The following is a 24602-nucleotide window of genomic DNA, read 5'->3' as shown; positions in this document are numbered from 1 at the left end:
TGATGGGGCTTCTAGGATCGGCTGCATTTCCCGGGCCAACCCCGGTAGGCCGAAGGAGTGCAGCCGATCCATTTCTTGAAGGTGCTGGAGAACACAAAGGGGTTCCGATAGCCGACCGTCGTCGCAATGGTTTCAACCTTCTCCTGAGTGGTGGATAAAAGCTCGGCCGCGCGTCGCATACGCAGGTAGATGACTTGGTGCATGGGGCTCCGATGAAAGGCTTCCTGAGATCGCCGTCTCAGGAGTTCAATCCCACAATGCGCCGACTTCGCCAGCTTTTCCAGGGACCAAGGCTCCGCTAGGTTTTCATTCACGCGCTCCCACAGCGCGGTAAAAGTGGGGTCCGCCGACTCAGGTTGAGCGAATCGCTTCAGGTACCCGTCGATGAGATGCACCCAGGCGGTGGCGTGAGAAACCGCGCCTCCGTCACGACACTCACAGAGAAGTCCCTGGATAGCGTGCCTCAGGGGCTCTGGATCGAAACGGGCCAGGCGAGGGGAGGCGGAACGGACCTCCAAATGGTCCGGGGGGCAGCACACCCAGCAGAATCGCCAAGGAGCCCGCCCAACAGCGTGAAAGGCGTGAAACATGTGCGGCGGAAGCAGACATCCGTGACCCGAGGGAACCGATTTCCAGGAACCGTCGATAAAAACGCGACCCTCACCGGCGAAGACCGCGAGGAAGAAAATGGTGGTCTGGCATCGTCTTACGATTCGATACGGAACACGAACCTCCGATATGCCCACGTGGAGAAGCCCTACCCGGTCCAAAGCGACCTGGCGGGCAAATCCTTCTAGCCAGGGACGAGGTTCGGCGGCGACCGAACAAACCCCCACAAACTTGGCGCGAGAACCCGGAATCGTGGCATCCTGACTCAGGGACAAGAGAGGTTCCGAGGTGGCGGAGTGGATCATGGCAGGCAAGCCTCCGAAGACAAAGCCTCGAGCCGCCAATTCGGCCCCCAACACCCCCACGCCGGCAGCCCGCGCTCATAGCTGGAAGGGAGATCGTTGTCAGCCTGAGCTGACTGGCACTTCTTCTCCATGTGAACGTATCGTTAACAACAATCGACAGGTCCCGGTCACGCTAGCTCAGCCATGGCCGCGAGCAAGGGTTCTTTTTCTCGCCTCTTAGGAAGTCCAGCCCCCCAAAAATCAGCGGCAACCACACCAAATTTCTTGAATTAATCTCCAAATCGGTGCGTCATCCCCCATAATCTATGTCTACCCCTGACCATCCGGTGACCACGCGACGTGGCTTCATCAAAACTGCCGGCGCCGTCGCCGCCACCTCCGCGCTTGCGGGAGTGGTGTTGCCGCACGTGCACGCCGCTGAGAACAACACGATTCAAATCGCCCTCATCGGTTGCGGTGGGCGCGGCACCGGTGCGGTCGGAAACGCCCTCGCCACCAAAAAGGGTCCGGTGACGCTGAGCGCCATGGTGGATGTGTTCGAAGATCGGCTGGAGAACAGCTACAGCACTCTTAAGAACAAATTCAACGACCGCGTCGACGTCCCTCAGGACAAGCGCTTTATCGGGTTCGATGGCTATAAACAGGCCATGGATTCCATGAAGCGAGGCGATGTGGCCATCTTCACTACTCCCCTCGCCTTCCGCTGGGTCCACTTCCAGTATGCGATCGAAAAGGGGCTGAACGTGTTCATGGAAAAGCCGGTGACCGCGGACGGTCCCACCAGCCGCCGCATGCTGGAGTTGGCGGAAAAAGCCAAGGCTAAGAACCTGAAAGTCGGTGTCGGCCTCATGTCCCGCCACGCCCGCCATTTGCAAGAGTTGCACAAGCGGGTGCAAGACGGTGAAATTGGCGACGTCCTGCTAATGCGTGGCTACCGCATGCACGGACCTGTGGCCTCCGCCTTCTCGAAGCGCTGGCCAGGCAAACCCAGCGAACTGCTGTGGCAGATCTCTCGCTTCCACAGTTTCCTCTGGGCGAGCGGCGGCTGCTACAGCGACTTTTACATCCACCATATCGATCATCTGTGCTGGATGAAAAACTCCTGGCCCGTGAAGGCTCACGGACTAGGCGGTCGACACTACCGCAACAGCCCAGAGGGCGATCCCTGGGTCGACCAGAACTTCGACTCCTACGCCGTCGAATACACCTTCGAGGACGGGTCCAAGTTCTATATGGACGGACGCTGCAACACCGGCGCGCATCCGATGTATTTCAGCCACGTCCACGGAACTAAGGGCATGGCCGTCGCTGCCAAGACCGGCGACTATAATGGCCCCTCCAGCATCCACCTGGGACAACTTCCCACCCGCGAAAGCACACTGTGGCAATCCAAGGTCGATCCGAGCGAAAACGATCCCTACCTGAATGAGTGGAACGACCTGATGGACGCGATTCGGAACGATAAGCCCTACAACGAAGTTCCCTTCGGCGTGCAGGCGAGCGTTGTCACCTCCATGGGCCGCATGGCCGCCCATACCGGTCAGGAGATCCGCTACGACGACATGCTCAACCACCCCCACGAGTACGCTCCTGGAATCGACAAGTGGACGATGGATTCGCCTCCCCCGGTCACCTCGGACGCCAACGGCCTATACCCCGTCCCCATGCCGGGCGTGAAGAAGGATCGGGAATACTAAGCGACGACCCTCGACCAAGACCTTACCGCATCGCCTCAAGCCATCCCGATCAGGGATTACTTGAGGCGATTTTTTGTGCCCACGACCCGGCCCGCACTACAACTGTAGAAACGTGCCTCCCCGGACGTTCCCCCAGCCCCCGAGCACCGCGAGCACAGCTTGCATCCCTCCGTGAGCCAAAGTATTCATCAACCCGGTCGCGTGAAGGAAATCTCACCCTGCCTGTGCCCTTAACCCAATTAGTCCCTGTCCCCCAGCATCGGTCGCTTGGAAAGCGACCGGCACAAGCCCTTCAAATCGCCGCTTCAAGCCCTCCCGCCACCCGTCGTTCGTCCCCGGAAAAACGCCTGCCACGACGAGGTGCGCAGGCATGAACGAGCCGGTCGCCAAACCCATCCACACGGTCCCGGTTCGCGATTTGGTCGAATTCGTCCTGCGACGGGGTGATCTTGCGGTGGAACGCCAGTTCGTCGGTTCCGATCGTGCAATGGCAGGGATCCGCGGACACCAGAAACTCCAGCGCAGCCGTCCCTCCGAGTACCAAACCGAGGTCTCAGTCGAACATCACATCGACGCCGGCGAATTCATCCTGCACATCCGTGGCCGCATCGACGGCGTGCTACCAGGACCACTTGAGACCTTGATCGAAGAGATCAAGACGGTAGTAGGAACATCTGATCCGGTCGCTCATCCCTTGCACTGGGCTCAGGCCAAGATCTACGGCTTCCTCTACGCCCAGCTGGGAAATCCCCATCCGATCGTCATCCAACTCTCGTATCTCAACCTGGAGACCGATCAAGTGACCGAGTTTCGGCAGACGCTCACCGTGGCCGAACTGTCCTCGTTCTTCACCGAAACCACCACGCTCTACGTGGATTGGCTTCGGATTCAGCAGCGCTGGGAACAAACGCGCAACCAGTCCATTCGCGCGCTGACCTTCCCATTCCCGGCCTACCGATCTGGACAGCGGGAACTCGCAGTTGCCGCCTATCGCACCGTAGCCAAGGGTGGACGGTTGTTTCTCTCGGCACCAACCGGCATCGGAAAGACTCTCTCCGTGCTGTTCCCAGCCGTCAAAGCTCTCGGCGAAGGCAGGCTCGAACATCTCTTCTACCTCACCGCCCGAACCGTTGGCCGCACCATCGCCGAGAAGGCGGTCTCGGACCTGCGCCAGAGCGGGCTGAAGCTCCGCTCCGTAACTCTAACAGCCAAGGAAAAGGTCTGCGTGCGGGACGGCCATCCCTGCGATGCACTGACTTGCCCCCTGGCTATCGGCTACTACGATCGCCTGCGCCCAGCGCTCACCGACGTCCTCAGCCGGGAGGAGATCACCAGAGCCGCTCTCGAAGCAGTGGGGCAAAAGCATCAAGTCTGTCCCTTCGAGCTTTCACTGGATACTGCAGTCTGGGCGGACCTGGTCATCTGCGACTACAACTACGTATTCGATCCCCAGGCCTACCTACGTCGATTCTTCGAAGAAGAGTCCGGGGATTACGCCTTCCTCGTGGACGAAGCCCACAACCTGGTCGACCGCGCCAGAGATATGTTCTCCGCCGACCTGGACAGCCAGGAACTCCAGGAGGTCAAACGCGCGGTCAAATCAGCAGCTCCGCGCTGCGCACGGGCGCTCAACCAACTCTACAAGGCACTGCAAAACTTCGCCGATCCCGAGTTCCGCTACCCCGACGATAGCGACGAGCTGGACCCGGCACTGGAGTTGGACCTCTTCCCGACGCACACTTCCCCTTCCCAACCGGGCACCCTGCCCGCTCGTCGCTGTGAGGCCTTTCCTCCAGGGCTTATCAACCCTCTGGACAAAGCGCTCCTGGAGGCAGAGAAGTGGCTCGTGCGGAATCAGCCTGCCGAGTTCCGTGAGAGATTGCTGGCGCTTTACTTCCGCCTGAGGGCATTCCGCCGCACAGCCGAACTGTACGACGACCACTTTGCCACACTCCTCGACGAGGGAGGGCCGGCGATGAAGATTCGACTCTTCTGCATGGACCCGTCAGCTCTGCTCCGAGAAGCCATGACTCGAGGCAAGGCAACGGTTTTCTTCTCCGCCACCCTCACTCCCATCGACTATTATCGCCATCTGCTCGGCGGTGCGATGGAGGATCGGGTAGTCCAACTCGGATCACCCTTTCCTCCCGAAAACCTGAGTGTACTGATTCACGACCGAATTAACACTTCCTTCAAAAAGCGAGCTCACTCCATTTCGGACGTCGTCGCCGCTATCGCGACCCTGGTGCGGGGACGTCGCGGAAACTACCTTGTCTACTTCCCTTCCTATCAATACCTCAGCGACGTCCTAAACCTGTTTCAGATCAACCATCCCTCCATCCGGTTGGTCACCCAGCATCCCGGGATGACCGAGCTGGAACGCCATCATTTCCTCGCGTCCTTCTCCGTTGAGCACGATGAAACTGTCCTGGGCTTTGCGGTTCTGGGTGGCGTGTTTGGAGAAGGGATCGACCTCGTGGGCGAACGGTTGATTGGAGCGATTATCGTAAGCGTGGGCCTTCCCCAACTCTGCGCGGAGCGCAATGTCATCCGTGACCACTTCGAACAACAGAACGGCTCGGGCTTTGAGTATGCTTACACGTTCCCCGGTATGAATCGGGTGCTGCAAGCCATCGGGAGAGTCATCCGATCCGAAACCGACCGAGGCATCGTGTTGCTGATCGACTCACGGTTCTCCGAACCTCGCTACCGTCAACTGTTCCCGCCATGGTGGCATCCCGTGCGAGTCACCGACACCCCATCTCTTACCCAAGCGGTGGAATCAGCCTGGCTGGGACTCCGTTAGAAATTCCGTCCCCTCCCTGTAGGAGACGCTCGTCACGCCGTAGCTCCCCGCGAAGGCGGAACGTCAGTCTTCGGGCCGCAGGGGGATCCACCGCCTCACGAAGACTCGTCCCCCTACCGGGCGGACAATCTGCTTGAACAAACCGGGGCTGATCTTCGTTAAATCTAGACCATGAAACGCCATTTGATTCCCCTCGCTCTGGTCGGGTTATCGCTCTCGTTTGCCACCTCGCAAGAGAAGCCGCACGACGGCTTCGTTTCCATCTACGACGGCAAATCCCTGTCCGGCTGGCATATCAGCGCAAAAACCGGTCACAGCGCCGTCAGCAAGCATCAGACGGGCGGCAAGTGGGTCATCGAGGACGGGGCGATTGTAGGTTCGCAGGACATTAAGGGAAACGGTGGCATCATCATCACCGACGAGCAATTTGGCGACTTTGAGGTGAAGCTGGAGATGAAGAATGACTTCGGTCCGGACAGCGGTCTATTCCTGCGCAGCACGGAGGACGGCAAAGCCTGGCAAGCCATGATCGATTATCATGCCGGTGGAAATCTCATGGGCATCTACGGCGAGGGACTTGGGGGGACTCCGCACGTGAGGAACTTCAGCTTCACAGACAAGGTGACGGAGATTTCCGATAAACCGACCGGGGTGCCGCCCGTGGCTCTCCCCGTTCTTCCTCAAGCGTGGCCCTATTTTTGGCGGCATGGCCAGTGGAACGAGCTCCGCGCCCGGATTGAGAACAATCCCCCGCACATCACCACCTGGATCAACGGTGTGAAGATCATGGAATGGCAGGAGAAGGAAATCCGCCATCCCGCCAGGGGCGGCATCGCCCTGCAAGTCCACGGCGGGGGCGATCACACCCAAGAGTTCGTGCGCTATCGCAACATTCAAGTCAAACGCCTGGATCAGAAACATTGATCAGGAACGGAAGACTAAAACCGACAGGCTGCTAAGGACGTCGACGATCCGCTGTGAGCCGCTGGATGAGATCGCTGACAGAGTGCATATCGCTAGGCTTGGAAATGACCTCTGCCACACCCGCGGCCCGCGCGCTCATTTTGAGCTCCTCGGTGAGGTGTCCCGAACAAAGTACGATTGGGATACCGGGTCTTACTTGGGACAGCTCTGCCGCCGCCTGCAATCCGGAGATACCGGGCATATTGAGATCCGTAATCACTACATCCACCTCGCCGGCATGCTGGCGAAAGTAACCAATGGCTTCCGAAGGACGCGTGAATCCAGCCACTCGATACCCCAGCCGATCCAGCATCCGCTTGGCCACCGCGACTAGAGGCTCCTCGTCGTCTAAAAAAAGAACATGCTGACCGCCCCCTCGTCCGGGGACGGGCTTCAGCGTCGCCGCATTCGCCACGGGAACCGAAGCGGCCGGAAAATAGAGCTGAAACAGTGTACCCCGACCGACTCGGCTGCTCACCGAAATAGCACCGTCGTGGTCCTGGACGATTCCGTGCACCACGGAAAGCCCGAGCCCGCTCCCCTTTCCTTTCTCCTTGGTTGTGAAAAAGGGTTCAAAAATCCGTTCCAATACCTGGGGATCCATACCCTTGCCAGTGTCACTGACGGAGAGACAAACACAGGAGCCGGGCTTCAACCCCGCAATCCGGCTGGCGGAATGCGCATCCACCTCAATCCCTTGAAGCCTGATCTCGATCGTGCCGGGCTGGTCCTCCAGTGCATGCCAGGCGTTGGTGCACAAGTTCGCGATCACCTGATGCATCTGCGTCGGATCGGCCAGCACGGGTGGTGTGGCCGGATCAATGGAAGTCGTCAGCCGGACCGAAGCTGGAATGGTCGCGAGAAGGAAATTCACTGTCTCCTGAACAACGGGACCCAAATCGATCACCTGCTTATCCCGCGTCTGCTGGCGGCTAAAGGCGAGGATTTGTTGCACCAGACTTGTTGCCCGAACGCTGGCGCGTTCAATCTCCTCTAGATTGCCCTTCACCGTGCTCCCCGGAGTCAGATCCATCAGGCCCAAGTGCACATTGCCCAGGATAGCGGCGAGAATGTTGTTAAAATCGTGAGCCACCCCCGCAGCCAGCCGACCAACGGCTTCCATCTTCTGCGCCTGTCGAACTTGCTCTTCCAGTTGGCGCCGATCGGTGACGTCCAGGTGCATCACCACCGCGCCCAGCGGACGCCCCTCGTGGAGAGGTGTCACAACCATGCGAAACCAGCGTTCCTCCGCAGGCGAATGGCAAGGGTATTCCAGGGAAAAAGTCCCGAGCTCGCCACGTAACACTTGAAGAATCCCCTGAGCCGCGGTTTTCGATTCCTCGGCCCGAGCCCCATGTGATTGAGCGCACACCTCGATGTAGTTCTGGCCTACCGCATGATTGGGGCTAAGCAATTGATTGGCGGCCGCAAACCGCTTCCAGGATTCGTTGACCGACACGATCACACCTTCCAAGTCCAGCAGCGCGATGTGCGCCGGCAGCGCGTTGAGAATGTCAGCTTGGGCCTCCGCGAGACGCCGCTGGGTCTCCTCGCTCTGCAATAGCTTAAGCTCGGCAACCTTCCGCTCTCGAATATCCTCGAAAAACGCCAGCAGGTAATGCTCGTCCGAGAACGCAAAAGGAACCAGTCGACAGTGCAGCCAAAGATCCTTACCGAAGGAATTGATCGTCCGGATCTCTCGTTCACAGGACCGTCCCGAAGCCAGGACACCTAGCGCCGCGTTGAGAAGACCGGATCTCTCCCACCACTCGATCTCGTGAAAATTGTGTGTCTTCACATCCGCCACGCTGGGCACGTCCAGAACATGCTGGCTCGCAGCATTGGCGGTCACGGCCTCTCCGTTGGCTCGATAGGTGACGATGCCGAGCGGTGAACTCTCGATCAGTGTCTGGTTGAACCGCTGCGCATCCGCGATCTGTTGCTGGGTCCGTTTACGCTCGGTGAGGTCCTTTTCCAACGCACGGTTCGCCTCCTCCAACAGTAGCATCTTTTCCTCGAGCTTGCGGATCAGCGTCTCGCTGTACAGTTGCAGCAGTCCAGCGTCTCCTCCGAGAGGCGACACGAGCGACCGAGGGTCGGCGCTTGGAGAAGGAGGCTTCACGGCCCGAATGCGTGCCAGGAAATCGTCGGGTTCCGTCGGTTTGAGAATGAACGCGTCAGCTCCCAGGCTGAGGGCCAGCCGTTCGTCCTCGGGGTCAGTGTAGGTGGCCGTGTACACAATGAAGGGAACCGCCGTAAGCCGTCTATCGGCCTTCCAATGCCTGAGCAGGGTGTAGCCGTCCATCACCGGCATCAGCAGATCCGAGATGATGAGATCAGGGGTACGGAGACGAGCCTTGAGCAGAGCCTCGGCGCCATGGCAGGCGGTGTCCACCGTGTGACCATGACCCTTCAGTAGGGAGGCCAGATAGTAGCAGTTCTGCTCCTTGTCATCGACGATGAGGATATGGCTCATAGCGGTTCACTCCCGGGCACAGTGGCGGCGCTCAAACGCTGAACATCAGCGACAAACGTGTCTGGATTGATGGGTTTCTCGAGATACCCCGAGCAGCCGGCGGCAAGGGCCTTCTCGCAATCCCCCACCATGGCGTAGGAGGTAACCGCGATGATGGGGACGCTGCGCAGCGAATCGATGCGTCTCAGCGCCCGAGCTACCTCATAGCCATCCATGGCAGGAAGCTGAATGTCCAACAGGATCATCGCCGGGATTAAGCTGCGAGCCAGCTCGATCCCCCGCAACCCGTCCGACGCCGGCACGACCGCATAGCCGTGCCGCTCCAAGAGGAAGGTGGCGAGGTAGCGGTTCTGTTCATTGTCTTCGATGAGGAGAACAGTCTGTTTCATGGCTGGCATGGGTTACCCAGGGGGAGGACCACAGTGAAGTCGCTGCCAGTCTGCCAGGCGCTGCGAACGGCAATCTCGCCGCCCAACAAGGCGCACAGCCGGGAGCAGATCGCGAGACCAAGACCGGTGCCATCATGATGCCGGGTCATCCCGGTGTCCAACTGGCGAAAGGGTTGAAACAGGAGCGGCAGGTCGTCCGGCTTGATGCCGATTCCGGTGTCCGAGACAATCATCTGCACCACCGGACAGGTCGTAGAATCGCCAGAGCGGCGGAAATCCATAATCGTTCCGATCGTCAAGGAAACACGCCCCGCCTCCGTGAATTTAATGGCGTTGTTTAAAAGGTTCAGCAGGATTTGTTCAACACGACGTCGATCGCTGACCATGAAGGTAGGGCTGGGCGGCAAAACCACGGACAGGATCAAGCCCTTCTTCTCCGCGAACGGCCGCACGGAACCGACTGCACTTTCCACGACGCTCACCAGGTCGAAAGCCTCGTTGCGTACCTCCAGCTGCCCGGCCTCAATTTTGGAGATGTCCAGGACGTCGTTGATAAGCTCCAGCAAATGCCGCGCGCTGCCTCGAACCATCCCCAGTTGCTTGGATTGTTCGGGGTTCAAGGGCCCGGCCAACTCCTGAAGGATGATGCCCGTGAACCCGATGATCGAGTTCAGCGGGGTGCGCAACTCGTGAGACATCGTGGCCAGAAATGCGGATTTAATGCGGTCTGCCGATTCCGCTCGGGCGAGCGCGAGCTTCAGCTCGGCGGTCCGCGAGGTGACCTCCAGCTCGAGAGTTTCATTGATCACACGCAAGGCCATCTCAGCCGCCTTTCGCTCTGAGATATCGATACCCACCGCTACCAAACAGGTGGTTCCCTCGAAAACCACCCGCCTTCCAGTGAAAAAAAAGGGAACCGAGCGGCCGGAGCGGTCCAAAAACGGCAACTCGACCGAAGATTCGCCTCCGGCGAAGACCTCAGCGATATGAGTTTCCAACAGCGATCGTTCCGCGGGAACCAAAAAGTCCGATGGTTTCATTCGCGCGATCTCCTCCGCAGAATACCCGGCGATCGTTTGGAGATTTCTATTCCAGCGCAAAAGTCGGCCCCGATCATCCGCCAGGTACACTACCCCCGGCATGCTTTCAATCATCGAATCCGAGAACAACCTCTCGTTCCGTGCCCGGTCTTCAGCGCGCTGACGCTCTTTCTCCCGGGCCAAATGGTCGAGCGCGTAGGAAACATCAACCACCGCCTCCTTCAGCAGCGCTATCTCCCGATCTTGAAAAAAACCTGGCACCTTCGAATAAACATTCAGAACTCCCGCGACCTTGCCACCAAAGAAGATGGGGAAGGCCGCTGAGGTTCGGAACGCGCGCCGCACGATTTCCGCTCTCCACGGTCCAACCGCCGGATCGACTAGCAGATCATGGCAAATGAACGGCTCGCCAGTTCGCACGGCGATGCCCGAGGGGCCTCGGCCTTCGGCCCGATCGTCTGCATAAACCTCCACGGTCTGAATATAACCACTGTCATCTCCCGCGACCGCCACCGGAGTGATGCGATAACTTTCCGTTTCCTGCCATCCCACCCAGGCCATCCCAAACCCGCCCTCCTTAACCAGCACACCACAAAGTTTTTGGAACAGTTCGTCAGGTGTTTGAGTTCGAACGATGGCTTGGCTGATGTGGCTAAGGGCGGAATAGAGTCGATTCAGCCGCTCAATCTCCGCCTGCTGAGACTGAAGGAAGGTATATCCCTTCTCCAAAGCTCCAAAGGCCCGATGCATGAGCAGCAGCAGAAGAAGGGACGTGACGCCCACGAAGGCGAGACCTTTGTAGAGGCTCCATTGCACCAGTCGGGCCGGATCTGCCACCATCAAACCCATGATATGGTCGGAGAAGAGAATCCAGAGCGTCGCGAAAAGCGCGTAGCAGATCACGATCCAAGCCGCACGGGAGCGAAGCCGGGTGACTTGTTGGCGGTCGATCTGCATTGGCTGGACGTCGGAATTCATTGTGCCACAAGCCCCTTGTATCACCCAGCCGAAGGACGATCACTGTAAAAATGAGAGGAGTTCAGGGAATACATCGACCGCTTCCGCTGCATAAACGCTTCAGAATCAAACCTCCAAAAAAAATCAGATCCCTTAGCGAAGGATTTGGGAGGGTCGAGCGTGTTACAGAGTGAAATGAATATACTGAACAAACTCGTGCTACCGACTCTGATCCTCACCGCCATGCTGCACCATCCACCCGCCACCGCCCAAACCGCGACGGCTGGACGTCCACCCGAACCCCCTCCGACGGGGGGACCAACCCCCACAAAAAGGGAGTCTGTCGTGAGCGTGGACCTCGTCCTATTTGACCTGGACTTCAAAGGGGGAACCCCCGGAGAACTCGTGGAAGCCATCCAGAAGCAAACCAAACGACCACTCAACGTCATCATTCCGGATGATGGCGTGAACGACCGGATTCCCGCTCTCAAGATGCGGAATGTGACTGTTCGGGACTTGTTCCTGGCACTTGGGCAGGCGACCGCCACCGCGACACCAGTTCCGGGATCCAACGGAAGTTACAGTCTTCATCAGACTGCCTCCTGGTTTAAAACTCTTGGAAACGCGACTGACGACTCCATCTGGTACTATCAGTCCCCGAAGCCTGTCAGCGTCCCCAAAGCTCCTCCCCCGCAAGCGTGCCGATTCTACCAGCTTGCCGGGTATCTCGACCGCCTAACCGTGGATGACATCATTACCGCGGTAGAGACGGGCTGGAAACTGATGAATGATGGATCCGACAATCCTCATCTGACATTCCACCGCGAGACCAAACTGCTCATCGCAGTGGGAGGCCAGGAGAAGCTGCGCATGATCGATGATGTGCTTCAGCAGCTCAAAAACGTGCCCCGGGAGAAGGAGACATCGCCAGCACCGGCTAAACAGCCCTGATGTCTCTGGGATCCGACACATGGTTTGGGATCAAATCTCACAGACGGAATCTCGAGAATCGCTCACCCTGACGGCGATGGCAGACGAAAATCCTACCGATTGCCTTCAGGTCGAGCGCTTGACCTCGCGCATGGTGCGGAGCGAGGAGGATGCCTATCGTGAATTCTATCATGCCTACGCTCATCGTCTCTTCCGTTACCTCCTCGTGGTCACTCATGGCCACGAGGAGACGGCGAAGGAGGCGCTGCAGCAAACGCTGCTGCGAGTGGTTCGCAACATTCGTCGCTTTGATTCCGAGGAGGCGTTCTGGAGCTGGCTCACCGTGCTCGCCCGTTCCGCCGCGACCGACCAGGCGCGGAGGGGGCGGAGTTACCTCAATCTACTCCAAGGTTTTTACGAACAGTGGACCGCATCCGGGACCCATCCAGAGCCCGAACCCTCCGACCGTTTGAACGACCACGTTGATTCGAGTCTGGCATCCCTCTCTGAAGAGGACCGTCATTTGATCCATTTAAAATACCTTGCCCGCACCCCGGTGCGAGAGATCGCCGAGAAACTGAACACGACCGAGAAAGCAATCGAGTCCCGCCTCGTTAGAGTACGCCAGCGTTTGAAATCCGCCATCCTGGAAAGACTACAACATGAAACCACCGCCTGAACATAAGGACCTGCTGAAAGACATCCTGAGCCCCGAAGGTTCGCAGGATGATCAACTGCTTCAGTTGACAATCAAAGCGGTGAGAACCCACCGTAGGGTGCGACAGACCCAGCGTGTGGCCCTTGCCCTCGCGCTGGTTCTGACCGTCGTCGGCCTCCAGGTTAAGCTATCCCATCGTTCCAGCTTCCCCGGGCCTAGCCCGTTAGCGTCGACGTTGATGACCTCGAGGGAGGTCACGACGATCCCCCTACACCCGGCACGCACCATCGCTACCCGCCCTGGTTCGGTCGAGTTTGTGCAGTCGGTCCCAGGGTCCAGCGAACGGATCGCGACGACGCAAAAAAGCACTTCACTCCGCTACATCAATGATGAGGAGCTGTTGCTATTGGCGCAAAACCAAGGAGGGATCCTCGTTCGTGGAGAGGGCTCCCCAGCCCGGCTGGTTTTTCCCGAACGAATGCAAACGCCGTGAGAGCGTTTGTCGCGGCATTTCCTAAAATGGCGATCGACACCGGCGGGCCCAAGACAGCCCGTCAATCCCAGCCGATTCGCCGTCCAGCGTTCTCCTTCTCCAACCACGCCTGCAAGGGTGCGAAGTAATCTTTCATCGCCCGGGTGCTCAGATCCTCGCCGGTGGTCTCACGTAACAACGAGCGCCAGTCCCGAGTGCCGCCTGCGGCCAACATTGTCTTCAGAAACGAGCCCACCTCACGACTCCCCGCGTAATTGCAGGATTGTGGTGGTTGGCGAAGGATTTTTCGCGCGATGTGATCATGGAGTTGAAACTTAATTACCGTGGCGATCGCGTAACTGTAGTAGTAACACGGATTGTCGTTGATATGCGTTTTCGTGGCAGGATCGCACCATTCCTCCCCTCGACTGCCAGCTCCGTTCGGGGGTTCGACGCCTTGGAGCTCAGCGACGTGTTTCCACCAGCGCGCGTTCCACTCGCTGGCGGAAAGCTGATCTGCGTAGACGTCATGTTCCCAGTGCGTCATGGTCCCGCTGGCCCAGAACATAAAGGGAATCGCGTGGGCAAGGGCCGTATCCAGCAGCGTGGCACTGGTGTCTTCTTGGTAATCCGCCGGCAGAATCCCCATTTGTTTCAGATAGGGCGTTTGCCCAGCGGCCAAGGCGATCAACTCTCCGATTCCTTCGTGAAAGGCAGGATTGGCCCCAATTCTCAACAGCGGCGGGACCTCAGGTCTGGTATAAGCCATGAAGTAATATCCATGACCTAACTCATGATGCGCCGTGGTAAACCACCAATAGTTTGGTTCCACGCTCATGAGGGACCGGATGTCATCCTGCAGATCGACATGCCAACAACTGGCGTGGGAGTTTTTCTTTCGAGACTCGCCGGCGGCAGCTGGGAAAAGATCGCTCCGACTCCAGAAAGTAGTCGGCAATCTCGGGAAACCCAGCCCCACATAAAATTCCTCCGCGGTCTTGGTAATCCATTCGGGTGCCCGGTTCGTGAGGTAAGGATCGTAGTCCACCCCAGAGACCAGGCCGCTCCATTCTTGGGACCAACGATTGTTGATCCAATGGGCGGGGATGCGTTTGGGGACGGGTTGTCCATACTTCTTAGCCAGCCGGTATTTGGCCCAGGTATGCAGCTGAAGATAGAGCGGACGAAGTTCGCGAAGGAACTCATCGTTGAGCTTGAGCATTTCATCGGCGGTCATCTGATAGCTCGCCACTTGGAGGGCAAAATAGTCGGCATGGCCGAGCTCTTGGGCGCACCGATTGCGGAGGTCGCGAAGTTTAACCAGTCCCGGTTTGAGCGCAGGTCCAGTGAACTTACTCGCTTCCCAGGCGGCTTGGCGGGCCTTGAGGTCGGAGGATTTGGTCAAGACGCGGTCGAGATCATTGGCTAAACAGTTCGTGCCGCCCAATTGGAATTGGAACCCATTCAGGACAGAACTCTGCGCGGTTTCCGCGGTCACGCGAGCATTCACCAACCCTGGATTGGTCATGGGTCCCTCGGCCGCGTTGAGCAAGCAGCGGTCGAGTTGACGAATCTGCAGTTCCGTCAACTCCTTCCGGTGCGTCAGGAGCTCCCGCGCCTCGCGAATGATGGCGGGGTTGCCGTTGAAAGCCGCCCGAGCCTTCCCAGCCACCTCGGCGCCAGCGTCGTGAACCGCTGTGACGTCCGTGCCTGCCAGCCATTGAGCCTCGCTCTCGACCCGATAGAGCGCTTGATACCCCGCGTTGACCAAGGTTAGGAATTGGTCGGCACGCTCGCTCCAGGCAGGCGCACCGACAGCGGGAAGGGTGCACAACAGCACCACGAGTATGCCGGCGAACACAGACTGGATGAGCGACTTCATGGAATGAAGCTAGTGCCAAATGAGAACTAGGAAAAGCTCAACCCGAAGTCGTCAACCACCACGTGTCGGCTGCCAAGACAAAGTCGGTGAACGTACGTTCGGCGACTTTGTCTTGGCAGCCGTGGGGGAAAATGGAAGCTGAGTGGCACGCGGCCCCAGGTCCCTATCAGTTGCCAGGCCAAGATGGTTGGGGGCTTTCAGTCCAGCCCCAACCAGCCATAGGGGTCAACCGACCAATGGGGGTCCAACCGATCAAAGGGGTCAGATCTGAATGGCGGTTAGTTAGCGCTTCGAAGAAATGCGGTATTTGGGACCGAAGACGCTGTTTTTGTAGTATCGGTTTCGATGGGAAATTTCGCGAAACGTTCTCCGATGTTTCATCAGGAGCGGATAAGGCTTAGGTCTGCGTTTGACGGCTCTGGGTTCTCGGCGACCCGGCCGTTCGGGAACCTGATCGAGCGCGATGACGCGAAAGAGCTCATCTCTCAGTTCTTTGCGTCGCTTCGCCGAGCGCGCCTGCAGCAACGCTTCACTAAAACGTCGACTCGCCGCGAGACTGCCCGCAAAACTGATCCGATCCAAGTGCACGCTGTGGACCCGTGCGGCTTCGAGCATCAGCCGCCGCACGAAGTTGTGCAGCAAGAAGTGCATGCGAAGCTCCCGCTCCAGGTTCTCCGGTGTCTTGCAGCTCAAATGCTCCATCTGCAGGGTGGTTTTGAGATTGCGAAAGGTCAGTTCCATGGCCCAGCGACGAAAATAGAGTCGGCTCAATGCCGCCGGTGGGTATTTGACGCGGTCGAGTAACGTCGTGACCAGCGTCACCTGCCGGGTACGAAACCCCGGAACATCCATGTGGCAACGCACCAAACGTAAACTCAGCTGTTCCGGCAACCGTTTCCATTCCTTTTTAGAAATAGTCCTGGCTCGCTCTTTAGGTTTGAACCACGTCACCAGACGCTCGTTTTTGCTGAGCCGTTGGCCTCGACGGAAGTCCGCGCGCAGCTTGCCTTTAACCCGGAAGACCACATGCACCTTGCGCATGTGGCACTGGGCCAGAAGTCCCCAGGAGCAGAAGCCTCGGTCTCCCAAAAGAACATGCCCTGCTGGGAGGAAATCCCACAAGGTGTTCAAGAGACCCAGTTCATGAGACCGCCAGGGACCCACGGCCCAAGCGACCAGCATCCCCGTGGCTAGGCTCATCAGCCCCACCACGCGAAGGATCGGAAACCCGCAACCCGGTTTCTGAACGGATTGCTGAGGGAAGGCTTTCTGGTTTTCGGGAGTATCGGCACCCACGACCGTAGTGCCATCAACGACCAGGACAGGGTGACCACACCAGAGGTCTTTCTCCGCCAGAGCATGGTCGGCCTCTCGGACCAGGGCGTTGTGAATCTGCTCAAGCCGCTCAATGGGTAGAGCGCCGCGGGCCTGACAATAGGGGCTAGTCGTATCGGGAGGAGGCCGGTGGCCTACCGAAAGACACAAAGCCTGCGCTTGGCGTATGGCTTCGCGGCAGGAGGCCCCGGCTTGAGCGACTTGCCAACAGAAGGTCCAAAAGACCAGGCGAAAGGGCCATTTCCTCTGACGAGAATGAGCGCCTTCGTCGGCCTGCGAAAGGCATCCAGGCGGAACCCAGGCACCAAAGAGGGCTTCCAGTTGATGAAGAGTTGCGGCCGAGGAGGATCGGAGGGTCTTGAGCTGATCGGCAAAGAGGCCGGAGAAGTGTTGAAAACAGGGAGTCATGCAATAGGACAGCGCACGCGCTGTCCTATTGACAATGATGATATCCTTGCTCCATGTCAACTCACTCAACGTCGGAAAAGTTCCCTGCGGAGTATCAGAAGCTACAGAATCAGCTGGCTCAAACGGGTTGGATTGCACTGGGCAGCCTCTTGGAGCGTGGCCTTCCAGGCCAAGGTGGTCCTCGTTATCAGTGGTCGCGCCGGGTTGGGGCCAAGACGGTGACCGTAGCACTGAGCTTGGAGCAGTTTGAATGGCTCCAGAGAGCGGTAGCCAACCAACGGAAGGTCTGGGAAACGCTCCTCCAAATGCAGCAAATAACCGCCGAATACATGCTCTCAAACCTCCCCAATCCTCCTCGTCGCAAACGTCTCTCCAAAAAACGCTTAGGACTTAACTAACCGCCATTCGGGTCAGATCTAATTATTTGGCAATTGATGCCAAACCCGTCGAGACGACATTTCTGAGAAGTCAGGTGGCGATCTAGGAAAATCATAACCCTTGATAAATGTTGCCATCCGGAAGCGATTGTCTTCACCCTGGATCGCGTTACGGTGCCAGAGGCAACAAGAGTAGGTGTTCGACAACTGGGCACCGCAGAACGAAGAAGGATCGGAAGCGCCGAAATACCTATGAAAGCCCACTTTTCACTCGCTCGACCGCGAGCGGTCCTCGCTCTGATGATGTTATTGCAAGTGGCCTGCACGGCAAAAGCTGCACGCCCCACTCTCCCCACACTCGAGGCGGTCGGATGGGATATCCTCCCGATCCAAGGCCCGCCACCGAACTATGTCGCCTCCCCGACCGCGCTCGCGATCCGACAGTTACTGCCGGAGGATGTTGAGCAAGCCAGCATCCAGATGATTCCGTTCGGGCCGAAACAATTTGCGGTCAAATGGCGTTACACCGAACTGGGCGCCGCACGGATGCTCGCGTTTCGGGAATCTCACGAGGATCAGGAAATGGTGACCAAGATCGGTCGCTTCCAACGTTCCGGTCATATGGGCCGGTTCGTTCCCATGCCTCCATACTTCCACGACTACGCCGAATGGAGACAAGGGTGGCTGAAGCGTCGCACCGACAAGTGGGTCGGCGTCACCGAGCAAGAGGCGCAAATGATCATCGCCGGATTGAAAGCCCGCTAGCAGGCCCTCGAACGCACCGACTCGCCATTGCCTTTCAAGGCGCAGGTTCCTAACCTCCGACATGCAACCTCGGGAACTCACGCTGCGCGGCCTGGTGCTCGGCGCGCTCATCACGACGGTATTCACCGCCGCCAACGTCTATCTAGGTCTCAAAGTCGGCCTGACGTTCGCTTCCTCGATCCCGGCCGCCGTGATCTCGATGGCCATCCTGAGTCGGGTTAGAGATTCCTCCATCTTGGAGAACAACATTGTGCAGACCGTCGCCTCGGCCGCGGGCACGCTCTCCGCCATCATTTTTGTCCTTCCTGGGTTGGTGATCGTCGGCTGGTGGACGGGCTTCCCGTTCTGGCAGTCGTTCCTCATCTGCGTCAGCGGCGGAATTCTGGGGGTGATGTTCACCATCCCATTGCGGCGCGCCCTGGTGACCCACTCGGACCTTCCCTATCCGGAGGGGGTTGCTGCTGCGGAAGTGCTGAAAGTGGGCGCCAGCGCACGCGGCGAAGGCAACACCGATCCGAAAGAGGCTCGCGAGGGATTGATGGCGGTCCTGTTGGGTTCTGCCTCATCCGCAGGGCTGGCCATTCTCGGAGCTACCCAACTGGCCGCCATGGAAATCGGGGGCTTTTTCCGAGTCACAGCCACGGCGGCCTCCGGTTACAGTATCGCCTGGTCATTGGCGCTCTTCGGTGCCGGCCACCTCGTCGGATTGGCCGTCGGCTTGGCGATGTTGACAGGACTGATCATCGCCTGGGGCGCCGCCGTCCCGATCCTCACCCACCTCCACCCCGCGGGAGTCGGAGTCGAGTTCGGAGCCCATGCCCAGGGAATCTGGCGACATCAGGTGCGGTTCATCGGTGCCGGCGCGATCGGGGTGGCCGCGATCTGGACCCTCCTGAAGCTGGCCAAGCCCGTGGTGGGCGGGCTGGTCAGCACCCTCTCGGCATCGCGTCGGACCGCCGTTGCTAATGATCTGGATCGAGACCTCTCGCGGGGCTGGATACTTGCCCTGACCTTGGCCTGCCTGGCGGTGGCAGGCGGGCTGAGCTACACTTTCGCCCGCTCCAGCATCCTGTCCCCTCACGTCGGCCTGCTATCAGCCTTTGCCGTGCCGTTCGTTCTTGTCGTCGGATTCCTCATCGCGGGGGTCTGCGGCTACATGGCCGGCCTGATCGGCGCCTCCAATAGCCCTCTTTCGGGAGTGGGCATCCTGTCGGTGGTTGCCTGCGCATCGCTGCTCGTAGCCCTCTTGCCACCGGTCGTGGAGAACCGGCCCGCGATGATCGCCTTTGCCCTGTTCATCACCGCCATTGTGTTTGCCTGCGCCACCATCTCCAATGACAACCTCCAGGACTTGAAGACAGGCCAGCTGGTCGGGGCGTCTCCCTGGCGTCAGCAGGCAGCCTTGATCGTCGGGGTTGTCGCCGGTGCGGCTGTTATTCCTTGGGTCTTGAATCTGCTGGCCAAAGCCTATGGGTTCGCGGGCGCACCGAATCTTGGCGTCCTGACGCAGCATCCCCTCCCCGCGCCCCAGGCAACGCTGATTTCCGCACTCGCCCAGGGTGTGATCGGCGGTAACCTCGACTGGAACATGATTGGGATCGGCGCGATCGTCGGCGTCTGCTTGGTCGCGCTGGATGCCGCCTTGGGCACAACCAAACGATTCAAACTCCCCCCCCTGGCGGTGGGCATCGGCATTTACCTCCCGATGTCGGCTACCTTCGCCGTGGTTGTCGGCGCGGTCGCTGGCCACTGGTACAACCAGCGAGCCAAACAGGCCGCTTCACCCGAACGGGCCGAACGATTGGGAGCCCTGGTGGCTTCGGGCTTAATCGTTGGGGAGAGCCTGTTTGGCGTGCTCAACGCCGGACTGATCGTCGGACTGTCGAAGGACGCACCGTTGGCACTGGTCGCCGCTTCCTTCAAACCCGCTCCCATTCTGGGGCTACTCGGCTTTAGCGGGTTGGTTGCCCTGCTCTATCTCTGGATGCTGCGGAGGAGTGGTCAGCAACGCGAAGCCTAGGGTCCGACTGCAGGACCAAAACGTGTCTCGCAGATGTAAGGTTCCAGCCACCGGTCCGACTATACTTCAAAAAACAGATGAAAACCTCGGCGGCCTTGCAACCTCCCCAAAGTCATGGAAGCATCCCGTCCAAGTAGAAACTGACATGCCTGAAACTTTCTTAAGTAAGACCACCCAATCGTCCTGCGCCGACGATAACCTGGATCAGGATGGACGAAGATTGGTGGATGCGGCGCTGGCAATTCTAGCCCAAGGGGAGGAGCTGCTGCGCACGCTGCCCCAGGAGCGCTATGTGCAGCGGATTCCCCAGGCCGCCAACGGTTCCATCGGGGCGCATTACCGACATTGCTTGGATCACTTCACCAGCCTGCTCAAAAGCCTCCACCTGTCGGTGGTGGACTATGACCTTCGGGAACGGGATGTCCGAATCGAAACGCAGAAGGAATTGGCGCTGCTCCGAACTCAGGAAATCTGCGCCGCGCTCGATTCCATCCCTCCCCAGCGACTACAGGACCCGGTATGGGCTCGCTGCCAGGTCAGCTACGTTCCCGGGGAATCGCCCGTCACCCGCTCCACATTTAGCCGGGAACTGGTCTACGCCATCGCTCATGCCATCCACCACTATGCCTTGATCTCAATCATGGCACGGCTCATGGAGGCCTCCCTGCCGGATCGCTTCGGAATCGCGCCCTCGACCCTGGCCTACCATCATTCCCAGGAAGCCCGCCAATGACGGCTGCCCCACCGTTTGCGCTTCCACTGGGCTTTCACGAGTGGACGCCCGTGGTCCAGGCGGCAACCCTGGGACTTTTGACATTCGTACAAGAGGACGTGCCCACGGTGGGCGCCGCATTGCTTTCCGCCGCCGGCCACTTGCACTGGCAGACGGGACTTGTGGGGGTTTTTCTGGGCATCTGGATTGGAGACGCCCTGCTCTACTGGCTGGCGCGGGGTGTGGGCCGTCCTCTCCTGCAAAGTGCCTGGGCCAGGAAGTGCCTGGATCCAGCCGCCGTGGCGCGCAGCGAGCAATGGTTCGCCCAACGAGGCACTTGGATCCTGCTGAGCAGCCGCTTCATTCCCGGAACGCGGCTGCCCACCTACCTGGCCGCAGGGTTTCTTCGGCTACCCTTCGGCCGGTTCCTGCTGGTGACTGGAACCGCGGTCGCCGTGTGGACCATTGGCATCTTTATCCTGGCACACACGGTCGGCCCCGATCTCTTGAGTTGGCTAGAACAGCTCGGCTCGCAGCGCGTGTCCATCGTGGCGGGGGCCATCGCGTTGCTGCTCGCGATTCGCGTCGCCATGAAGTTGGCTCAACGCGATGTCCGACGCCGACTCCGCAGCACTCTTCACCGCTGGATGCATTGGGAGTTTTGGCCAGCCTGGCTGTTCTATCTTCCGGTGGTCCTGAACTACCTGCGGCTCGCGATCCGCCATCGCGGTTTCACCGTTCCCACGGCTGCCAACCCGGGCATTTTCTCCGGAGGATTCGTGGGCGAATCCAAGATGGCGACGCTGCGGGACCTGCAGCGAACCTGTCCCGAATTCACTGCCGATGCCTACCTCCTCGCGGGCAGCAACGCCTCTGACCGCCTAGCCTCGCTAGATCAGCTTTGCTCCGAGCACAACCTCAGCCTCCCATTCATTCTCAAGCCCGACATGGGCCAGCGCGGTGCCGGGGTAAAGCTCATCCGCACCCGGGAGCAAGCGATGGACTGCCTGCAACGGACGTCGGCGCCCTTCATCGTTCAGCGTTACGCGCCCGGCCCCGAGGAGGTCGGGGTCTTCTACTATCGCATGCCCGGGGAGAGCCAGGGACACATTCTCGCCATCACCGAAAAACTCTTCCCGTGCGTGACCGGCGATGGCCGGCTCACCGTGGAGGAACTGATCTGGCGGGATGAACGAGCCCGTTTGATTGCCGACACCTACCTCAAGAAGCTGGGGCCTCGGCGCTCCGAGATCCTGGCCCCGGGGCAGTCGCTGAAGCTGGTGGAGGCCGGCAACCACGCCCAAGGTTGCATCTTTCGGAACGGGGCCCATTTGTGGTCGGAGCCTCTCGAACGGCGCATCGACACGATCTCTCAGAGCATCGATGGGTTCTTCATCGGCCGCTACGACATCCGTTACGCCTCTGCCGATGATCTCCGCGCCGGACGGAACTTCAGCATTATCGAGCTGAACGGCGCCTCTTCGGAAGCCACCGTGATCTACGACGCCCGCAATTCGCTCCGCTCGGTGTATCGAACCCTGTTTCGGCAATGGGACCTCGTTTTTTCGATCGGGGCGGCCAATCGACGTCTGGGCACCCCTCCGACGGACCTCGCCACCCTGTGGCACAAGTGGCGCGAAAACGCAGCCCGCGTGGCCACCTACCCCGTGGCAGACTAAGTTACCCGCATGTGCACGGTCACTTTCATCGCTCGCCGCGCAGGCTACGCGCTCGGCATGAACCGCGACGAGCAGCTCACCCGCGCGACGGCGCTGCCTCCCGCCAAACACGACCTGAATAGCCGGACGGCTCTGTTCCCCTGCGAACCGACCGGCGGAACCTGGGTTGGGGTCAATGACGTCGGAATCACCTTCGCCTTGGTCAACTGGTATGCCATCAAAACCGGCATGCCTAGATCGGCCGTGAGCCGGGGCGAAGTGGTGCGACGAACTCTGGCCGTGGATTCCATCGCCGAAGCCGACAGCGTGCTGGCAGCACTGCCGCTCCACCGAATGGGCCCCTTCCGACTGATCGGGATCTTTCCAGCTCGGTGCCGGGTGCTGGAATGGCGCTGGGATCTGAACCGATTAAAGCGACTCAGCCATAGCTGGCAGAGCAAGACCTGGATTTCCTCCGGCTTCGATGAGCCGGGTGCCCAGCGAGTTCGAGGTCGCAGCTTCCATGACGCCCTGCGCCAGAACTCGGCCGGGCAGCTCGATTGGATCCGACGTCTCCATCGCTCGCATCGTCCGGAGCGTGGCCCGTACTCCACCTGCATGCATCGCGATGACGCAGCCACGGTCAGCTTTACCGAAGTCACGGTCCAGAGTCGCAAGGCATGCATGAGATACACCGCAGGTCCTCCCTGCTGCACGCTCCCCACGCCAGCCGTCCATCTAGCCCTGAATCATCACTAGCACTCAGGTGCTATTCCCTCTCGGTCGATTCTCGGATAACAATCTACCACTCTTGAATTCGTTCGCTGTCAATGACAGTGATGCATCCCGACGCCCTGGAGGTGTGGTTAGCACGGTAACCCATCCGATTGTAGGGCTCGACTACGAAAACGGCTGCACTCACGCTCGCGGGAACCAATCACGACGCGTTCACCTCCTACGGGGATGTCGATCCGTGGACGTTCCTCGCGTGCAAGGGGGACCTCATCACACTCACAATCCGCAGCCTCACGGCCACCAACAACTACTATCCCTGGATTCGAGTCTATAGTCCGGAGGGGATTTTGGTGGACGAGACCTCTTCAGCGGGGGTCGCGTCAGCTCAACTGGCTTGGGTGACGACCTCCGCAGGGCAGTTCACGGTTCTGGTCGGTGATGGATCCTATGGGGGACACACCGGGACAGGGCTTTATCGAATCGTGGCGGAAGGTATCCAGACTGGATTGACGCTCTGCCGTCCGGTCATCACGGGTTCAGCTCTGACGGTCGGGGCTGTCGGGGGAACGCCGGCCGGGAGGTATGTGCTGCACACCTCCACCAATGTCACAGGGCCATTCAACCATTGGCGGCCAGTGGTGACTAACCAATTTGATTCCTTCGGACTTATGGACTACCAGGGGGAGTTCGATAAGCTCGAGGCTCAGCGATTCTTCCGGATCGTTCCGCAATAAGCGTTCCGTCGGCAGACCATCGACCACCACCGCAACCGGGTTCATTCCCTTTCCCATTAACAGACCGACAGCCAGCGCCGTTTGTGAGTTCAATGCCAGGCGCCCTCAGTGGATCAACGTTTCACGCGTTTCATCACGGTGGGATGTTCCGGCATTTCCTTGCCATCCATGAAGGCCTTGCAACTCGAGGTGATGGTGTCGGCATCCTGGAAGGTCAGCGTCAACGAGTGCATATGGGACTCCTTCTTCACATTGATGCCACACGATTCATCGAAGGCGAATTTGAAGGTCTTGGCGTCGGCGGACTTCAGCACCATTCCAGGCCGATTGCCGAAGGTGCAATAATGGGTCAAAGCGAGCTTGCCCTTCTTGTCGTAATACATCGTTGTCATCTCGTTGGGAGTTCCCACAAAGACTTTTTCCTCCAGCACACTGCCGCCCGCCAGGAGTCGGTATTCTTGCACCAGTTCAATAGGGCCCTGCCCCATGTCCATCGTTCCCTTCCAGGTGCCGACCAGGGACTTCATGCGTTCAAACTCCGCTGACGCCGGAACAGGTTTGGGCGCATCACCCGCCTGAACAGGTGCTAGCGAAGTGAGGAACAGGCTCGTAACCAAAGCGATCATCTTCAATTTCATGGGTCGTTTTGTCTCGTTATGTTGTTTGCAGGAGCC

At 59.2% G+C, this 24602-nt stretch carries 20 protein-coding genes; 13 read left to right on the top strand and 7 right to left on the bottom strand.

Features of this window, described 5'->3' with window-relative positions:
* Positions 1 to 11: 11 nt before the first annotated feature.
* Positions 12 to 914 (bottom strand): AraC family transcriptional regulator, encoded by a 903-nt coding sequence (locus tag JNN07_13450; GenBank protein ID MBL9168743.1) that lies wholly within the window; start codon positions 912 to 914, stop codon positions 12 to 14.
* 305 nt (positions 915 to 1219) lie between these two features.
* Between JNN07_13450 and JNN07_13445 the strand changes: the two genes are divergently transcribed.
* From JNN07_13445 to JNN07_13435, 3 genes are all read left to right on the top strand, one after another.
* Positions 1220 to 2611 carry a Gfo/Idh/MocA family oxidoreductase gene (locus JNN07_13445; GenBank protein ID MBL9168742.1) on the top strand — a complete coding sequence of 464 codons (1392 nt, stop codon included), beginning with the start codon at positions 1220 to 1222 and terminating at the stop codon, positions 2609 to 2611.
* 370 nt (positions 2612 to 2981) lie between these two features.
* Positions 2982 to 5417: an ATP-dependent DNA helicase gene (locus JNN07_13440; GenBank protein MBL9168741.1), complete on the top strand. Its 2436-nt coding sequence runs from the start codon at positions 2982 to 2984 to the stop codon at positions 5415 to 5417.
* A 171-nt stretch (positions 5418 to 5588) separates the two neighbouring features.
* Positions 5589 to 6341: a DUF1080 domain-containing protein gene (locus JNN07_13435; GenBank protein MBL9168740.1), complete on the top strand. Its 753-nt coding sequence runs from the start codon at positions 5589 to 5591 to the stop codon at positions 6339 to 6341.
* Positions 6342 to 6372: 31 nt separating this feature from the next.
* Here JNN07_13435 and JNN07_13430 read toward each other — a convergent pair whose 3' ends face one another.
* The 3 genes from JNN07_13430 to JNN07_13420 are packed head-to-tail and all read right to left on the bottom strand — an operon-like array spanning position 6373 to position 11242.
* On the bottom strand, positions 6373 to 8856 hold the full coding sequence (locus JNN07_13430; protein ID MBL9168739.1) for a response regulator: 2484 nt from the start codon (positions 8854 to 8856) through the stop codon (positions 6373 to 6375).
* Entirely contained in the window at positions 8853 to 9245 is a 393-nt protein-coding gene (locus tag JNN07_13425) for a response regulator (GenBank protein ID MBL9168738.1), read from the bottom strand. The genes JNN07_13430 and JNN07_13425 overlap by 4 nt, the downstream gene beginning before the upstream one ends.
* The gene (locus JNN07_13420) at positions 9242 to 11242 is read right to left on the bottom strand and encodes a GAF domain-containing protein (GenBank protein MBL9168737.1); all 2001 of its coding nucleotides are present in this window, start codon (positions 11240 to 11242) and stop codon (positions 9242 to 9244) included. The genes JNN07_13425 and JNN07_13420 overlap by 4 nt, the downstream gene beginning before the upstream one ends.
* A 195-nt stretch (positions 11243 to 11437) precedes the next feature.
* On the opposite strand from JNN07_13420, the gene JNN07_13415 reads away from it, so the two are divergent.
* From JNN07_13415 to JNN07_13405, 3 genes are all read left to right on the top strand, one after another.
* Complete coding sequence (locus JNN07_13415) at positions 11438 to 12193, top strand: hypothetical protein (GenBank protein ID MBL9168736.1); 756 nt, start codon at positions 11438 to 11440, stop codon at positions 12191 to 12193.
* Positions 12194 to 12269: 76 nt separating this feature from the next.
* The gene (locus JNN07_13410; GenBank protein ID MBL9168735.1) at positions 12270 to 12851 is read left to right on the top strand and encodes a sigma-70 family RNA polymerase sigma factor; all 582 of its coding nucleotides are present in this window, start codon (positions 12270 to 12272) and stop codon (positions 12849 to 12851) included.
* Positions 12835 to 13323 carry a hypothetical protein gene (locus tag JNN07_13405; GenBank protein MBL9168734.1) on the top strand — a complete coding sequence of 163 codons (489 nt, stop codon included), beginning with the start codon at positions 12835 to 12837 and terminating at the stop codon, positions 13321 to 13323. Before JNN07_13410 ends, JNN07_13405 begins: the two co-directional genes overlap by 17 nt.
* 61 nt (positions 13324 to 13384) lie before the next feature.
* On the opposite strand, the gene JNN07_13400 is transcribed toward JNN07_13405, so the two are convergent.
* A complete protein-coding gene (locus tag JNN07_13400) occupies positions 13385 to 15184 on the bottom strand; it encodes a M2 family metallopeptidase (protein MBL9168733.1) in 1800 nt (599 codons plus the stop codon).
* 282 nt (positions 15185 to 15466) lie between these two features.
* The gene (locus tag JNN07_13395; protein ID MBL9168732.1) at positions 15467 to 16927 is read right to left on the bottom strand and encodes an IS4 family transposase; all 1461 of its coding nucleotides are present in this window, start codon (positions 16925 to 16927) and stop codon (positions 15467 to 15469) included.
* 53 nt (positions 16928 to 16980) lie between these two features.
* On the opposite strand from JNN07_13395, the gene JNN07_13390 reads away from it, so the two are divergent.
* The 7 genes from JNN07_13390 (at position 16981) to JNN07_13360 (ending at position 23928) form a co-directional block, all read left to right on the top strand.
* Positions 16981 to 17325 (top strand): hypothetical protein, encoded by a 345-nt coding sequence (locus JNN07_13390; protein MBL9168731.1) that lies wholly within the window; start codon positions 16981 to 16983, stop codon positions 17323 to 17325.
* Positions 17326 to 17556: 231 nt separating this feature from the next.
* Positions 17557 to 18069 carry a hypothetical protein gene (locus JNN07_13385; protein ID MBL9168730.1) on the top strand — a complete coding sequence of 171 codons (513 nt, stop codon included), beginning with the start codon at positions 17557 to 17559 and terminating at the stop codon, positions 18067 to 18069.
* A gap of 61 nt (positions 18070 to 18130) precedes the next feature.
* The gene (locus JNN07_13380; protein ID MBL9168729.1) at positions 18131 to 20089 is read left to right on the top strand and encodes an oligopeptide transporter, OPT family; all 1959 of its coding nucleotides are present in this window, start codon (positions 18131 to 18133) and stop codon (positions 20087 to 20089) included.
* 145 nt (positions 20090 to 20234) lie between these two features.
* The gene (locus tag JNN07_13375) at positions 20235 to 20822 is read left to right on the top strand and encodes a hypothetical protein (GenBank protein ID MBL9168728.1); all 588 of its coding nucleotides are present in this window, start codon (positions 20235 to 20237) and stop codon (positions 20820 to 20822) included.
* Positions 20819 to 22480 (top strand): VTT domain-containing protein, encoded by a 1662-nt coding sequence (locus JNN07_13370; GenBank protein ID MBL9168727.1) that lies wholly within the window; start codon positions 20819 to 20821, stop codon positions 22478 to 22480. The genes JNN07_13375 and JNN07_13370 overlap by 4 nt, the downstream gene beginning before the upstream one ends.
* A 9-nt stretch (positions 22481 to 22489) precedes the next feature.
* Positions 22490 to 23218, top strand: coding sequence for an NRDE family protein (locus JNN07_13365; GenBank protein MBL9168726.1), 729 nt, complete (start codon positions 22490 to 22492; stop codon positions 23216 to 23218).
* Between the two features lie 326 nt (positions 23219 to 23544).
* Positions 23545 to 23928: a hypothetical protein gene (locus JNN07_13360; GenBank protein MBL9168725.1), complete on the top strand. Its 384-nt coding sequence runs from the start codon at positions 23545 to 23547 to the stop codon at positions 23926 to 23928.
* Positions 23929 to 24041: 113 nt separating this feature from the next.
* Here the strand turns inward: JNN07_13360 and JNN07_13355 are convergent, their stop codons facing one another.
* On the bottom strand, positions 24042 to 24566 hold the full coding sequence (locus JNN07_13355; protein ID MBL9168724.1) for a hypothetical protein: 525 nt from the start codon (positions 24564 to 24566) through the stop codon (positions 24042 to 24044).
* Positions 24567 to 24602 lie beyond the last annotated feature (36 nt).

It is taken from the genome of Verrucomicrobiales bacterium (assembly GCA_016793885.1).
Lineage (GTDB): Bacteria > Verrucomicrobiota > Verrucomicrobiia > Limisphaerales > UBA11320 > UBA11320.
This window is presented reverse-complemented; position numbering and strand designations above follow the sequence as displayed.

What these genes read in the sequence shown, in the direction of transcription:
- JNN07_13440 (MBL9168741.1), top strand. Translation starts at nt 2,982, where the DNA reads ATGAACGAGCCGGTCGCCAAACCCATCCACACGGTCCCGGTTCGCGAT.
- JNN07_13380 (MBL9168729.1), top strand. Translation starts at nt 18,131, where the DNA reads ATGCAACCTCGGGAACTCACGCTGCGCGGCCTGGTGCTCGGCGCGCTC.
- JNN07_13425 (MBL9168738.1), bottom strand. Translation starts at nt 9,245, where the DNA reads ATGAAACAGACTGTTCTCCTCATCGAAGACAATGAACAGAACCGCTAC.
- JNN07_13355 (MBL9168724.1), bottom strand. Translation starts at nt 24,566, where the DNA reads ATGAAATTGAAGATGATCGCTTTGGTTACGAGCCTGTTCCTCACTTCG.
- JNN07_13390 (MBL9168731.1), top strand. Translation starts at nt 16,981, where the DNA reads ATGTCAACTCACTCAACGTCGGAAAAGTTCCCTGCGGAGTATCAGAAG.
- JNN07_13375 (MBL9168728.1), top strand. Translation starts at nt 20,235, where the DNA reads ATGCCTGAAACTTTCTTAAGTAAGACCACCCAATCGTCCTGCGCCGAC.
- JNN07_13450 (MBL9168743.1), bottom strand. Translation starts at nt 914, where the DNA reads ATGATCCACTCCGCCACCTCGGAACCTCTCTTGTCCCTGAGTCAGGAT.
- JNN07_13430 (MBL9168739.1), bottom strand. Translation starts at nt 8,856, where the DNA reads ATGAGCCATATCCTCATCGTCGATGACAAGGAGCAGAACTGCTACTAT.
- JNN07_13365 (MBL9168726.1), top strand. Translation starts at nt 22,490, where the DNA reads ATGTGCACGGTCACTTTCATCGCTCGCCGCGCAGGCTACGCGCTCGGC.
- JNN07_13405 (MBL9168734.1), top strand. Translation starts at nt 12,835, where the DNA reads ATGAAACCACCGCCTGAACATAAGGACCTGCTGAAAGACATCCTGAGC.
- JNN07_13410 (MBL9168735.1), top strand. Translation starts at nt 12,270, where the DNA reads ATGGCAGACGAAAATCCTACCGATTGCCTTCAGGTCGAGCGCTTGACC.
- JNN07_13370 (MBL9168727.1), top strand. Translation starts at nt 20,819, where the DNA reads ATGACGGCTGCCCCACCGTTTGCGCTTCCACTGGGCTTTCACGAGTGG.
- JNN07_13400 (MBL9168733.1), bottom strand. Translation starts at nt 15,184, where the DNA reads ATGAAGTCGCTCATCCAGTCTGTGTTCGCCGGCATACTCGTGGTGCTG.
- JNN07_13445 (MBL9168742.1), top strand. Translation starts at nt 1,220, where the DNA reads ATGTCTACCCCTGACCATCCGGTGACCACGCGACGTGGCTTCATCAAA.
- JNN07_13385 (MBL9168730.1), top strand. Translation starts at nt 17,557, where the DNA reads ATGAAAGCCCACTTTTCACTCGCTCGACCGCGAGCGGTCCTCGCTCTG.
- JNN07_13395 (MBL9168732.1), bottom strand. Translation starts at nt 16,927, where the DNA reads ATGACTCCCTGTTTTCAACACTTCTCCGGCCTCTTTGCCGATCAGCTC.
- JNN07_13435 (MBL9168740.1), top strand. Translation starts at nt 5,589, where the DNA reads ATGAAACGCCATTTGATTCCCCTCGCTCTGGTCGGGTTATCGCTCTCG.
- JNN07_13415 (MBL9168736.1), top strand. Translation starts at nt 11,438, where the DNA reads ATGAATATACTGAACAAACTCGTGCTACCGACTCTGATCCTCACCGCC.
- JNN07_13420 (MBL9168737.1), bottom strand. Translation starts at nt 11,242, where the DNA reads ATGCAGATCGACCGCCAACAAGTCACCCGGCTTCGCTCCCGTGCGGCT.